This is a genomic window from Ensifer sp. Root31 (assembly GCF_001424825.1).
Lineage (GTDB): Bacteria > Pseudomonadota > Alphaproteobacteria > Rhizobiales > Rhizobiaceae > Ensifer > Ensifer canadensis.
The window spans coordinates 13,858-26,965 of the sequence record NZ_LMCO01000029.1 but is presented as its reverse complement, the minus strand read 5'-3'; the positions used below and the strand labels follow the sequence as shown (position 1 = coordinate 26,965).

At 57.0% G+C, this 13,108-nt stretch carries 14 protein-coding genes and 2 pseudogenes; 12 read left to right on the top strand and 4 right to left on the bottom strand.

Annotated elements, in window-relative coordinates; all coding sequences use genetic code 11:
- Positions 1 to 142: 142 nt before the first annotated feature.
- From ASD00_RS23525 to ASD00_RS39170, 4 genes and pseudogenes are all read left to right on the top strand, one after another.
- Positions 143 to 874, top strand: a complete 732-nt coding sequence (locus ASD00_RS23525) for a GntR family transcriptional regulator (protein ID WP_057209303.1) — start codon at positions 143 to 145, stop codon at positions 872 to 874.
- Positions 875 to 906: 32 nt separating this feature from the next.
- Positions 907 to 1,097: pseudogene (locus ASD00_RS23520) on the top strand (GSU2403 family nucleotidyltransferase fold protein); the annotation flags it as partial.
- 149 nt (positions 1,098 to 1,246) lie between these two features.
- Positions 1,247 to 1,492, top strand: a complete 246-nt coding sequence (locus tag ASD00_RS23515; RefSeq protein WP_057209295.1) for a CopG family ribbon-helix-helix protein — start codon at positions 1,247 to 1,249, stop codon at positions 1,490 to 1,492.
- Positions 1,489 to 1,782: pseudogene (locus ASD00_RS39170) on the top strand (type II toxin-antitoxin system RelE/ParE family toxin). Before ASD00_RS23515 ends, ASD00_RS39170 begins: the two are co-directional and overlap by 4 nt.
- Positions 1,783 to 1,833: 51 nt before the next feature.
- On the opposite strand, the gene ASD00_RS23510 reads toward ASD00_RS39170, so the two are convergent.
- Positions 1,834 to 2,061, bottom strand: coding sequence for a hypothetical protein (locus ASD00_RS23510; RefSeq protein ID WP_057209292.1), 228 nt, complete (start codon positions 2,059 to 2,061; stop codon positions 1,834 to 1,836).
- 248 nt (positions 2,062 to 2,309) lie between these two features.
- On the opposite strand from ASD00_RS23510, the gene ASD00_RS23505 reads away from it, so the two are divergent.
- Both ASD00_RS23505 and ASD00_RS23500 read left to right on the top strand, forming a co-directional pair.
- Entirely contained in the window at positions 2,310 to 4,139 is a 1,830-nt protein-coding gene (locus ASD00_RS23505) for an ATP-binding cassette domain-containing protein (RefSeq protein ID WP_057209287.1), read from the top strand.
- Positions 4,140 to 4,342: 203 nt separating this feature from the next.
- Positions 4,343 to 4,606, top strand: a complete 264-nt coding sequence (locus ASD00_RS23500; RefSeq protein ID WP_146160880.1) for a hypothetical protein — start codon at positions 4,343 to 4,345, stop codon at positions 4,604 to 4,606.
- 290 nt (positions 4,607 to 4,896) lie between these two features.
- Here the strand turns inward: ASD00_RS23500 and ASD00_RS23495 are convergent, their stop codons facing one another.
- Entirely contained in the window at positions 4,897 to 5,541 is a 645-nt protein-coding gene (locus ASD00_RS23495) for a TetR/AcrR family transcriptional regulator (protein WP_057209283.1), read from the bottom strand.
- A gap of 89 nt (positions 5,542 to 5,630) precedes the next feature.
- On the opposite strand from ASD00_RS23495, the gene ASD00_RS23490 reads away from it, so the two are divergent.
- Entirely contained in the window at positions 5,631 to 6,314 is a 684-nt protein-coding gene (locus tag ASD00_RS23490) for a hypothetical protein (protein ID WP_057209280.1), read from the top strand.
- 608 nt (positions 6,315 to 6,922) lie between these two features.
- Here ASD00_RS23490 and ASD00_RS23485 read toward each other — a convergent pair.
- A complete protein-coding gene (locus ASD00_RS23485) occupies positions 6,923 to 7,741 on the bottom strand; it encodes a class I SAM-dependent methyltransferase (RefSeq protein ID WP_057209277.1) in 819 nt (272 codons plus the stop codon).
- A gap of 108 nt (positions 7,742 to 7,849) precedes the next feature.
- Between ASD00_RS23485 and ASD00_RS23480 the strand changes: the two genes are divergently transcribed.
- From ASD00_RS23480 to ASD00_RS23455, 4 genes are all read left to right on the top strand, one after another.
- A complete protein-coding gene (locus ASD00_RS23480; protein ID WP_057209274.1) occupies positions 7,850 to 8,980 on the top strand; it encodes an ABC transporter substrate-binding protein in 1,131 nt (376 codons plus the stop codon).
- 3 nt (positions 8,981 to 8,983) lie between these two features.
- Positions 8,984 to 10,048: an iron ABC transporter permease gene (locus tag ASD00_RS23475; RefSeq protein WP_057209271.1), complete on the top strand. Its 1,065-nt coding sequence runs from the start codon at positions 8,984 to 8,986 to the stop codon at positions 10,046 to 10,048.
- Positions 10,042 to 10,794 carry an ABC transporter ATP-binding protein gene (locus ASD00_RS23470; protein WP_057209268.1) on the top strand — a complete coding sequence of 251 codons (753 nt, stop codon included), beginning with the start codon at positions 10,042 to 10,044 and terminating at the stop codon, positions 10,792 to 10,794. Before ASD00_RS23475 ends, ASD00_RS23470 begins: the two co-directional genes overlap by 7 nt.
- Positions 10,795 to 11,634: 840 nt before the next feature.
- Positions 11,635 to 11,967 (top strand): YciI family protein, encoded by a 333-nt coding sequence (locus ASD00_RS23455; protein ID WP_057209260.1) that lies wholly within the window; start codon positions 11,635 to 11,637, stop codon positions 11,965 to 11,967.
- Positions 11,968 to 12,257: 290 nt separating this feature from the next.
- On the opposite strand, the gene ASD00_RS23450 is transcribed toward ASD00_RS23455, so the two are convergent.
- Positions 12,258 to 12,509 carry a hypothetical protein gene (locus ASD00_RS23450; RefSeq protein ID WP_063963335.1) on the bottom strand — a complete coding sequence of 84 codons (252 nt, stop codon included), beginning with the start codon at positions 12,507 to 12,509 and terminating at the stop codon, positions 12,258 to 12,260.
- 298 nt (positions 12,510 to 12,807) lie between these two features.
- On the opposite strand from ASD00_RS23450, the gene ASD00_RS40330 reads away from it, so the two are divergent.
- The gene (locus ASD00_RS40330; protein WP_156585754.1) at positions 12,808 to 13,008 is read left to right on the top strand and encodes a hypothetical protein; all 201 of its coding nucleotides are present in this window, start codon (positions 12,808 to 12,810) and stop codon (positions 13,006 to 13,008) included.
- The last annotated feature ends 100 nt before the right edge of the window (positions 13,009 to 13,108 follow it).

Here is a 13,108-nt window from a genome sequence, read left to right as displayed (position 1 = left end):
CAAGGCGGCTTTTCCGCGATCTACGGAAACAAACGTGAAGCGAGGCGGACGCGCTGTCCAAAGCCGGGCTTCGTACACTTGACCGGCAAGGATTTGTCAGACAAGAACAATTGAACGATCAACGACGACATGAGGCGTTTAAGTGCAGGAGCCCCTTCGCGACTCGCGCACCCTGGCCATTCAGCTTCGGGACAGGATTGCCGATCTCATCCGGTTGGAGGGGCTGAAACCCGGGGACAAGCTGCCCACAGAAGCGCAGCTCACGCAGCGTTTCAAAATTTCCCGCCCGGCGCTTCGCGAAGCACTGAAGCTGCTCGAACAGGACGACGTCATCTATGTTGAGCACGGTCGCGGCCGTTTCGTTTCGGCGCTCTCGGCCGTGAAGGTCGATCGCCCGATCACGGTCTTCGAGAGCGTCACGGACATGGCGCGCCACTACGGTTATACGACCGTCAACAAGGTGCTGTCGATTTCCGAGGAAACACCCGACGCGCGCGTCGCTGATAGCTTGCATCTCCCACCCACCGGTCGCGTGATCCGCATCGAGCGCATCCGTTTGCATGAGGACGAGCCGATCCTGTACTGTATCGACTACGTTCCGCGCAGCATTATCCCGGCGAAGCTCTACGACCTCGACTGGAGCGGATCGCTGATGGACCTGCTCGAGGAACGAGGCAGCCGCCCGCGTATGTCCGCCGCAAGGGTATCCTCCATCATGCTTCCCGATGACGTCGTCGCGCGCCATGACCTCAGGGATTTCGGGCCAGCCCTGCTCATCACCGAAACCTGCTTCAACGCAGCCGGCATCCCGGTGAACTACGCGCTTGACTATCATCGCGGCAGCCATTTCTCCTTCAGCCTGACGCGCAAATAGGCTGTCCGATGAAAGGATGCTGGACGCGATTCGGGAGCGTCGGCGTCCGGTTGCCCGCGACGGCAATGCAGACTGGCAATGCAACCTGGTTATCGATTTCGCGATCTCACAGGAGGTCGATGACAGTCTGCCTCCGATCTTGGGTATCCTGGAAGCTGTCGATCCCTCGTTTCGGGCGGTCCCCCATCAGGCCGACAAGGCGCGTGTGACCGCATTCGTAAACCGGACCAATTTCTCGACGGGCAACCCGGCGTCGCCGGCTGTCATTAGCGTTACGATCATCGCACACGAAAACTCTGCAAGAAGGATCCCTTGAACCTTTACGAACAGAGTGGTTCAAATATATTCAAAGTGAACCTGAAAGGTCCCCTCATGGCAGCATTTACAATCCGCGTCCCGGACGAAGTTGCCGACCGTCTAAACCAACTTGCCCAAAAACTCGACCGTTCCCGCTCCTACATGGCCGCACAGGCTATTGAAGATTTCGTATCACGCGAAGAGTGCCAGATTGCGGAAATGGAAGCTGGTATTGCCGAGGCGGACCGAGGTGAATTCGCTTGTGAGGACGACGTGGCACGCGTGATCGGCAAATACGTCAAGGCGGCTTCTCGGTCATGAAGCAGAGGCGCATCCGCTGGACCGTGCGGGCGTTGCAGCGGCTTGACGAAATCGGTGCGTACATCGAACATGACGATCCAGATGCTGCTGCACGGGTCGTTGCCCGTCTCGTAGCGTCTGTCGATATGCTAGCAGAGCTGCCGGCAGCTGGGACGCATCGGTCGCATCGCAGGCACGCGCGAAATTGTATTATCCGATATTCCTTACAATAATCCCTTTTCGGGTTCGACAAGGACATTGAAATCATTACTGTGATGCACGCTTCTCAGAAATGGCCGAAGATGCTGTAAGCGCGCGCATTCATTTCAACGGCCTCCCATTTCCGCGCGTCGCTGTTTGTCTTATCCTTGCGGAGCGAGGCTCGTTCTGATGCCGGCCTCGGCAAAGCGGGTCAACTGCATCTGAGTAGCGTCGTCGGTATAAAGGACGTGAACGGCACGGCCGCTTGCAGTGAGCTTTTTGGCCTGCTCGAAAGCCTCTTCAAAACTGACAGGAATCGCATCGGTGGAGCTGGAGGCGTCGTGCTGTTCCAGGACGTAAAATGTCGAGCTTCTAATATCTCGTGTCATCGGTATTCTCCTTTTAGGCACCAACAGCTCGCGAGCACGATAGTTCCCGACGTCGGTCGTCAAACCCGGCCAGCAGCAGCGGAACCGGCCGGCCTCTCGACTACCGAATTGACAAAGTCTGATCGGCGCCCCAATTCATCAAGATGAGTTTGAGCGAGGTCGTGCGCAGCAACGCACAACGAGCAACAGCACTGGTAAGATGGCCCCTCCGCGGAAAACGCCGACGCCGGAGCAGCCCTGTTTCCTCAATGCGCAGCTTCTGGGGCCTATTGCTGGCTTATTGGCTATCTGAACGGTGGCGCGAGGCCTGGGGCTTAACGTTCCTCATCCTTCTACTCACCGGTTTGTCGGCTCAAGCGAGCGTCTGGTTCGCTTTGACGTCCGGCGAGCTCGTCAATCGGATTGCCAACTTCCACCATCCAACCGTGCCCACCACACCTTCGTCGCTGCTGACTACCGCGGCGACCCTGGCCGCGATCGCGATCACTAGGGATGCGGGATTTACTGCGGTCCGTCACTTCTTTTCGACCACGCTCCATCGGAAATGGCGCCAATGGCTTGACGCACGCTTTAACCAGGCCTTGCTCGATTCCAACCATACCCATTTTCATCTTCAGCAAAACGGGTTCGGGGCGACGACGGGCCAGGACACTTCATCGCCCGACAACATCGATCAGAGGGTACAGGAAGCCATAAAGGGCATGACGGGTGGCGCGATCGGCCTTGGCGTGGGAATCGCCGGCGTTGTGCTATCGCTGGGATTTGTCGGGACAAAACTGATCGAAACCTCGAGCCCCGTCAGTGGAATTGAGTTTCTGGGTAGCTACGGTACCGCCTGTCTGACATTGCTGGCTATCGCGATCTACGTGCCACTCAATACATTCGTCGCAGCCAAGCTCGGCAGTGTGATGCAAGGCCTATCCGTGCGCATTCAATCCGCAGAGGGGAGTTATCGTGGCGAACTGAACCAATTGTTGCACCGTAGTTTTCATGTTGCAGTCATCAAGGGCGAACCGGCACAGAGAGCCATCAACGGGCGCCGATATCGCGAGATTGACAACACTTGGGCGAGCCTTAATCGCGTGACCGCCGGTTACATGGGCTTCGAGCTGGTGCATAATTTCCTAGGATCGCGTATCGTCGCCTATGCGCCCGGACTGATCCCCTATGTCGACAAAACGATCAGCTTGCAGGATTACGTCACCGGCGCCGAGCTGGCGACAGCGCTCATCAACGAATGTTCCTGGTTCATCCATGCGATGCCCGATATTGCGACGTTAAGGGCCGACGCACGCAGAATCACCGAACTTGCGCAAGCGGTCGAAGCGGTTCAGCAGCCGCAGGATTATTATGCTCGCAGCGGTCCCTCAGTGTTCGAATACAAGACCCAGGATGCTGCGCTCGGTTTGACCATCGAGCGGATTGAGCTCCTGCACACGGGTGATGACGAGCCATTCTTGGTCGCTGACCAGCTGCGCTTCGTTCCCGGAGAATGGATTTTAGTCGTGGGAGAATCCGGAAGTGGCAAAACCTCGCTTATCAAGGCGGTAAATGGTCTCTGGGCGCACGGCCGCGGCACGATCACGACGCCAGAGACCGGAAAGAGCCTCTATGCCGCACAGGACGTGAAGCTTCAGAGTATTTGCCTGAAGGATCTCATTTGTTTGCCAGACCGGGCTGACGCGCACACCGACGCCTCTGTAGTGGCGGCCTTGGAAGGCGCCGGCCTCGGAGAGTTCGGGGAGGAGCTTTTGAGCGATGGACGCGATGGGCAGAACTGGGACAAACTCCTGTCGGGGGGTGAAAAACAAAAACTCGTCCTTGCGAAAATTCTTCTGCTAAGGCCGGATCTGCTATTCCTTGACGAAGCGACGAGCGCACTTGATGGCCAGGCGGCGCAGTCGTTTCACCAATCGATCAAGGACCATTGTCCAGAGGCGATCGTAGTTGCCGTTATGCACGATACCTCGTCCATCCAGTCAGAAGAAGGAGCAGACTTCTTCGATAGTGTGCTCGCCATCAACGACGGCGTTGCGGAAAGGATACCAATAAATGCCTGGCGTGACGCACAGGGATAGGATCGATAGCACGAAGTTCGCTACCACTCTTCGAAGAAGCCCCCGTTACGCCCTCGGTTCACACGAGGATTTTAGCCACTGGCGGACGGAACAAATTCCGGCGTAGGCAGTTGGATTTTCGAAAGTCGCGGCGCAGACCTTCACCCGCAAAGTTGAAAGACCACCCGATGGCACGAAGGATCACAGCCGACAAAGCCCATAAGATGAACCTGATGCTCAGCCACGCGATCACCGCTATACGCGTCAATGAGCAGCTGATCTGTCGCCTCCTTCAATGGGCTGCGGCGCACAGCCAGGATCCTCATGCCTTCATCGAAAGTGCATTGGAAGCAGCCAGGAGCGACATACGCCGTTCGGCAGACGATGGCAGCACAAACTCCGCGATCGCAACGGGTGAAGCGCTTGAGTATCTTGATGATCTTGCCCACGAGATGAAGCCGCGCTTTTCAAAGTCAAACGGCCCGTAAAGGACAGGATCGGCTTACGGCGCCGCGAGTAGGGCTTGGTGAGCGCCGTTAGGCGCACGACACGTCGGGCCGTCGGGAGTCGCATTAGGCTGTGCTGGCTAGAACCGCAGATTCGCTTGGCACACACCACCCAACTGGCTGCGGGGCATAGCGCTGGCCAGTTCTTAAGATTACAGCTTTCGGTCTATATCTAGCGGTTCGCAATCGCGGCCGGGGAGCCGTAAACCATCTGGTTCAGCGCCATGCTTGCCTTGACACCGCCTCGGCGTCCGCGACACGCCACGAGGCCGCTATGGTGCAGTGCCTAACTCTTTGAACATTATGGGTGCGTAAAAATCCATGCATTCTCCAACCCATGCCGCGACCTCCTCGTCGGTATCGTTCCATGGTGTTTCAAGGCCGATAGCGGCCCTGCGCAAGGGCTCAGCAACAAGAGCAGCAAGGATCATCCGGGCAGATCGGTTGACATCACATGGTGGGACATCGGCTTCGTACTCGCGCAGCCAGTTCGCCACGGCCTGCACTCCTCGCTCGACCCCGTTTCGATTATAAATTTCTGCGAGCCGTTCTCGACCCTCCTTGTCAGCACAGATGAGACGGAAAAGTGCTACAGCTTCCTTGGATAGGGCGATCCGGTAAATCCTGCTCAATAGCGCCCGCAGGCTCCCCGGATCAGGACGCGCCTCGCCCGGCCGGGGATCTCCACCGGTTTGGAGTTGCTCAGTCCAGGACGCTACGATTTTCCCGACTAGTTCCTCACGATTGGTCGCCATAGCGTAAACAGTCTTTTTGGCAACTCCTGCGCTACGCGAGACTGCATCGATGCTGAACTTGGCAAATCCCTGGTCAAACAGAAGCTGGGTAGAGGCTTGGAGAATATTGCGTTCCACCTCAAGCCGATTACGGGCCGGACGCCCTCTCGCTCGCTTTTCCAAATCTTGATCTCCTTGACCAACGTCGTACGAACGGTATACCGATCATATTTAGGAAACGCCACACGTTTCCTAAATATGGGAGATTGGAAATGCAACATGATTTGGAATCAGCAATCCCTGTCGAACTGCTGCGTGCCGACCCAATTAGACTCGAAATGGGGATCGAGCGCTTCGCCTCCGGCACTCTCACGGTCGCCTGCAGAACGATAATGCCAGGGTGCGATGGAGCGATGCTGGAATGGTGGTTCAAGTATTTTGAAACCGACGAACACCTTCGCTGGTGGCACCCCATTGATCACAAGCGCCATTTCGGTTGGGACGAGTTTTGGAAAAGAGGTGAGAACTACATCGGCGCGACGATCAGGGCGACGGAGTCGCTAGGAGAGGTTCCTCCGATCAAAGCAACCATCAAATTCCTAAGCCCAGCCGCATACTTCAGTGCCACGGACATCGATGCCGCAAAGCGGGTGGGCGGCGTATCCGCACTTTTCTACGCCGGAATTGGCTTTGGCGATGATGTTGAGATTGACGAGCATGGAATTCCAATAAGCGGCCGGATGATGCACGTCACACGGGACACGCCCGATGGCCTCGTTCTGCGAAGCAGATTCGTTCTTGGTCTCGATAGCGACAAGGGCGGCCATGCCGTCCCGGACGAAATCGGACTGGGCCTGATGCGCCATTGCCATTCGGAGTTTTCATTCCTCGCGAAGGCACTCCCGTCTGTATTTTACGGTGATCCAGCAAACCCAAGACCGGCCGACAACTGGTAGTTGCTCGATGAGCATAACGCAAGATAGCCGAGCGTCCAAGCACCAGGAACGCTCGGCCTTCTGAAACTCTGACTATGGAATAAGCTCCCTCGTCGATGATTGTATTTTCATGCACTCCTTGCATTGTCGACTTCGAGAACGTCGCCGGGTTTCATCCACAGCGGCGGATTACGCTTGGCCGATCATTGGTGCCACTTGCTGTCACCTGTCGTTAGGAGCGTAAATTTTTCCTGATGGGGTCGCCGCAGAGCGATCGGCATAAGTCCAGGGGGCGTCAGCCGCTCTCGGCGTCACCTTGTATCCATCTTGCTTTCAAGGAGGATACGACTATGAGGAAAACGCGAGCGTAATCTTGCCAAAGATTGATAAGGCGCGTCGCAGGTCAAGCGCATCGCAATCAGGAGCTGAGCGAAAACCCGCGCGCGGCGTCGCCGACTGGCAGTTGCCGCATCCTTCGCCGCATGGGCTTGGGATTTCCGGCCTTCGAACGATAGTCGGATCAAACAATCTTTTTTCTTGAATTATTGCACCCCACTCTCGATGCGGAAGCCATGCCGCCCACATCTAGTCAACCTCGTGGCGAGAGATGCGTGCTCAGCAGATGATATCTAGAGGTCCCTTGACGGTTTACGGGCGACGATCGCGTATCGGTGTTGCAATCCGCGAGAAAGCCCTTTCAGGTAACTTAAGTGCTTCGATTGGGCACGATAGATTGCCTTCAGATCAGTATCGACGGTTACGTTCGCAAACCCGGTATTCTGGATCAGGGCAGCAACATCCTCAGCGCGCGCGCCTTCTGAGAAATGCACCTGCGACAGGATGCGGTTGTGAATTTCGGCCATGCCCGCCGGCGCGGGGACCTGGTCCGCTTTCGTCAATCCCAACTGCTGGAGCAATTCTGCTGCTGTCTTCACCACACGCTCCGCCATACTGAGGTTGACGAAGTCACCATCAACGACAAGCAAGGTTCCGCCAGGCTTCAAGACCCTCAACCATTCCGCAAATGCCTGCCTCGGATCGACGAGTGTCCAAACGAGATGACGTGTTACCACGACATCATAGCTTTCATCCGGTTCCATGGTATTTTCAGCATCGGCGATGCGAAACTCAATCGCTCGTCCACGCGTCTTCGCCTTTGCCCGGGCCCGTTCCAGCATCGGCTCTGCCCAATCAAGGCCTGTGACCTTGTAACCTAAATCGTCCATGAGATGCGATATGACCCCAGTGCCGCACGCCAGATCCAATGCGTGACGTCCTTCTCCTCGAGCGAGGTGCCTGATGATCAAATTGTGCCAGGCCTGGCGTTCCTCTTCTGAAAAGATCTCATGTCCGGGCGATTGATCGAAAGTCGCCGCACGCGCCGACCAATAGGTTTTAATCTCGTCCCGCAGCCCAAAATTGTGGCCCGCAGCCGCTCCTGTGTTCATCCTGCTCGATCCTGATTGCATGAGATTAAAATGGTTCTAATAGATATAACTTGACTGTTAAAGTCATAAAATAATACAGGCATCGCAGTTTCCACGGAGTGAAATTCGATGCGCATTAAAGCCAAAGCAGCCGCACTTGCAATGGGTCTACTTGCCACCGCTACCTGGCCGGCTTTCGCCGACAAGATTACCATCAAGGACGTGACCGGACGCGACGTCGAAGTTGAAGCTCCGGTCAAGAACATGATTCTCGGCGAAGGCCGGCAGATCTATTTCCTTGCTGCGCTCGACAGGCAAGCTCCGTTCGAACACGTTGTAGGCTGGCGCGACGACCTGCCGAAAGCCGACCCTGAATCCTACGAAGCCTATCTGGCAAAATACCCAGAAATCGCCAAGCTGCCGACGTTTGGCGGCATGAAGGACGGGACCTTCGACATCGAACAAGCCGTCGCGCTTAAGCCCGACGTGATCCTCATGAACGTCGACGCCAAGACTGCCACGGAAGAAGCTGGTTACATCGAAAAGCTCGGCAAGGTCGGCATCCCACTGGTCTATGTCGACTTCCGTGAAAAGCCGATGGAAAACACCGAGCCGAGCATGCGCATCATGGGCAAGCTGATGGGCAAGGAATCAATCGCCGAAGACTTCATCAAGTTCCGCGCCGACAGCATCGAGCGGGTCACGGGCGTGCTGGCGAAGGCCGACCCGAAGAAACCGCTGGTGTTCGTCGAGCGTGCCGGTGGATATTCCGATGATTGCTGCATGTCGTTTGGCAACGAGAATTTCGGCAAGATGGTCGAGATCGCCGGTGGCATCAACATCGCAAAGGACATCATCCCCGGCACCTTCGGTACGGTCAATCCGGAGCAGGTGATTGCCTCCAATCCGGACCAGATCATCATTACCGGCGGCAACTGGGACAAGTATGTTCCAGGGGGTGCCTGGGTCGGTGTCGGCTACGGTGCCGATCTGAAGGAAGCCCATCGCAAGCTTGAAGCGCTGACCAAGCGTCCAGCCTTTACCGGCGTCAAGGCTGTCGCGGACGGCAATGTCCACGCCATCTGGCATCAGTTCTATAACAATCCGTATCAGTTCGTTGCAATCCAGGAGATCGCCAAGTGGCTGCATCCGGAACTGTTTGCCGACCTTGACCCCGAAGCGACATTCAAGGAACTGCACGCGCGCTTCCTGCCGCTCGATTACAAGCCGGGATACTTCGTCTCGCTCAAGGATGAATGATCCATGGCCATCGAGGCTGCGACCACCAATTCAACAGGACGCGTTCTATATCGCGCCCTCGCTTTTCGCCGCATTGCCATCTTGAGCTTGCTTGTCATTGCATTGTGCTTCAGCATATCGCTCGACATGGCGCTCGGGCCGGCAAATTACCCACTTTCGGACGTCCTGTCGGCAATGCTCGACCCGGCCGCCGTCGCGCAACAGCTGCGCGTCATCGTTTGGGATATCCGCATGCCGATTGCATTGATGGCAGTGACGGTAGGCGCCTCCCTATCGGTTGCGGGCGCCCAAATGCAGACGATCCTTTCCAATCCGCTTGCCAGCCCTTTCACGCTCGGGATTTCCGCTGCAGCCAGTTTCGGCGCTGCGTTGGCATTGGTCGGTGGCGTCGCGCTGTTTCCGGCAGCGATCCAGTACATGGTTCCACTCAATGCCTTCCTGATGGCGATGGTGGCAGCCCTCTTCATCCATTTCGCCTCGACAATGCGCGGCGTCAGCGTCGAAACGATCGTGCTTCTCGGCATTGCGCTTGTCTTCACGTTCAACGCCGCACTTTCCTTGCTGGAATATCTGGCCTCTGAACAGGCGCTCGCAGCGGTGGTGTTCTGGACAATGGGCAGCCTCACCAAGGCGACCTGGCCGAAGGTTTACTTTACTGGGGCCATTCTGGTTGCGATGGTCCCGTTCCTGATGAAGGACGCCTGGGCATTGACGGCGCTTCGTCTCGGCGATGATAAGGCAGCCAGCATGGGCGTGAACGTGCGTCGACTGCGCCTGCAGACGATGATGATCGTCAGCCTGCTTGCTGCCATCCCGGTGTCGTTCGTGGGCACTATTGGCTTTGTCGGCCTGGTCGGACCCCATATCGCCCGCATGCTCGTCGGCGAGGACCAGCGCTTCTTCCTGCCGGGCTCGGTTATTTGCGGCGCGCTGCTGCTCTCGGCGACATCGGTCGTCAGTAAGATGATCATCCCTGGTGCGATTTTGCCGATCGGTGTGATCACCGCCCTCATCGGCGTACCGTTCTTCTTCGTCCTGATCTTCAGCAATCGGAGGCGCGCATGGTAGCGCTTGCACTTGATAAAGTCGGCGCCATGTATGGCCGCAGTTCTGTCCTTTCCGGCGTCAGTACCGACATTCTGGAAAAAGGCAGTATGACCGCCGTGATTGGCCCGAACGCTGCGGGCAAGTCGACACTTTTCAAACGCATAGCGTCGCTTATTCCCGGGCCAGGTCTCGTCCATCTGTCTGACACCGAGCGCGCGCAAACGAGCATCTGCTACATGCCGCAGGACACCGGCGCAAACGCTGTCTTGACGGTATATGAATCTATTCTCCTATCTGCAAAGCAAGGCAGCGGCTGGCGCGTTCACAATGACGAGCTCGATGAAATCGACATCATTTTGAAGGCACTACGGATCGACGCGCTTGCGTTTCGCGGCCTCGGCGAACTTTCCGGCGGACAGCGCCAGTTGGTCTCCCTCGCCCAAGCGCTAATCCGCAAGCCCGAAGTGCTGCTGATGGACGAACCGACCTCGGCTCTTGACCTTCACCGCCAGGTTGACGTGCTGAGTTTTGTTTCCAACCTTGCTCGCCGCAAAGGCATGATCGTTCTCATCGCGCTTCACGACCTCAACCATGCCCTGCGTTATTGCGAAAACACCATCGTCATAGCCAATGGAACAATGGTTGCAAGCGGCAAGACCGCAAGCGTCATCACCACTCCGATGTTGCAGGAAATCTACCAGGTCAATGCCCGCATCGAGAATTGCTCGCAGGGCCGTGCATTGGTGATCGTCGACGGCCCGATCTAGTCCGAGCCGCTGGCAAATGGCAGTGACTTTGGCTTCACGGCGCGTGTGATGTGCATAGGCCTAAGCGATCACCTTGGGGGCGAACGGAAGCCGGGTGAGATCGCACTCACCGGCCTGCTTGGTTGCCTTCCGCATGCGACAGGATCGCCTCCGGACCGGGATTTCGTAGAAAGCTGCGGGTGCGCGATTACATCGGGATCTTGCGGGTAACGGGCTTTCGATCGCTCCAAATTACCTTTCGGTGAGCCAGTTGATTGTTCAACTCTGAAGCAAGCGGGAGGCAGCCGTGGATCTCTCCGACAGCTTTCAAATTCAGTGCCCGAGGTGCGGCATGCGCGAGAGACTCACAATCTCGGGCATGGAGACGAGAGAGATGTTCCAGTGCTTTGTCTGCGGGACCACTCGCAGCTTGCAGAAAGAGGACATTCTGCAGACTTGCCGCGATGCAGCGAGCAAGACGCGGCAAGCGCTTTGAAGGATTTCACAGAATCGCAAATGGCCGCTTCTCATACGGATACAGTTGAAGCTCCGTCTGAGCGTTCAAATTAACAGATCGGCGGACTAGGCTGAAAACGTTGAGAATTCGAAGCCGGGTAAGGTTGACTTTTTTCGCGTCGCCTTTTGCGATCAAAGACTGATCGTCGGCCATCTGCACAAACTCCGGCGCGTCAGACTCCGGTTGCATTATGCAAGCAGATTTGCGATCCTGCGGGGACGGAGGTGTGATCCATTTGCCCGATTGAAATGGCCGCAGAGGCGTTCCGTGAAGTGGTGTTCCTGCGGGGCATCATGTTCGAGGACGGACCCTCGGTGGTTTCGTGACTGAAAGGAGACGAGACAATGCCCAAGTTCATCACAATCGGATATGGCGATCCGGCCGACTACGACCGCACGGCCAAGTCCGCCAGAGACGCCGCGCACGCCCAGGACGCCAAACTTCGGTCCGACGGCGCTGTGATGGGGATCGCTGGCGAACCGGTGCAGGTTCGCAATCCAGACGCTCACGGCGTGGAAACCCGCGATGGACCGTTCATGTCGTCCGCCTTGCCGATCGCCGGTTTCGCCATCATCGAAGCTGCCGACCTGAGCGAAGCTATCAAAAAGGTTTCGTGCGTGCCCTGTGCGGTTGCGCATGGCGTCGTTGAAGTTTGGCCATTGAAACAGGCAACTTGATCCGAGCCGCAACGGCTTCAGCAGCCACGAGCATCGCCGATGCACTGGCAGGGTCGTTTCGTGCAAACCGCTCGGCCAGATGATGGATTTCGCCCGACCGCACCTCGAGATCACTGTCATTGACCAGGGTGTGGGTTCCACAGTGCTCCCTCACCGCCGTGTCCCCCTCGACAGCTTCGACGATCTTGCCGTTACGCTTCATCGCAAGTCAAACCTCGTCCGGCCCCTTCCGCAGGTGCCGCAACTTATCTAGATGTTGGGCCTTTTGGGGCAAGTACGATCAACGATGATCAATGCGGCACGGCATCTGTCCTCTCGGGCAGATCGGAAGCGGTGATCCAAATGTGACCGTCGAATGCCAATTCTCCGCCATCGAGCTTGCGGCTGGCAATCCTCTCAAGCATCGTAAGCTTGGAACGAATATCGCCAATCGCGCTGACATTGACCACGCAGACCGCCTGACAGGTGCTGCCATCTCTCATCACGATCAAGGTATGGTGGCTGTTCTCCATAATTCTTCCCGACAGTGTCACGAGCCTCATGCTGTTTTCCTTCCGTAAGTGATTGCGGAAAGCCCCAGGGCTGGAGGTTCCGGATATATGGTTAACGAAAGGTTAACAGGAGCCAGGCGTGGCCGGTCATGGGACGGTCAAACCCACCTTGAGAGGTCCGGTGCCCACCGCGTTTCACGCGCCAAGCGTGGCCTTCTATTTGAATTACGGGACGCACGAACGGCCCCTGCGCTGTACTGCGCCGAGTTTGTTTTCGTCGACAATTTTTCTATGGATCTAGATGCAACTACCGCATCTACAATGCCGGCAGCGACGTTGGAGCTTGCGGGTGCTGCAACAACGCTATCGAGCTGAGCGCTTAAAACGCCTTCTCCCCGGCAAGCTGCTAGCTTCGCTGCAAGGTTCGCTCCTCCAACAGGGCGAGCAGCGTAACTACATCTACCTGGAGGTCCCGGCAGACTCCCTCGTATTCGTCTATAAGCGCCTCTCGATGGTGCATCTCACGCCGGAGATTGTCGAGCGTCGTTGATGCCAGCGCGTAGGATTCAAAGAGATCATCCAAGCGCCGGTCCTTGGTTGCGAGCAACCACCCACGATGGCGCGGTAGCGCCATCCCCAGGCGAGCCCGC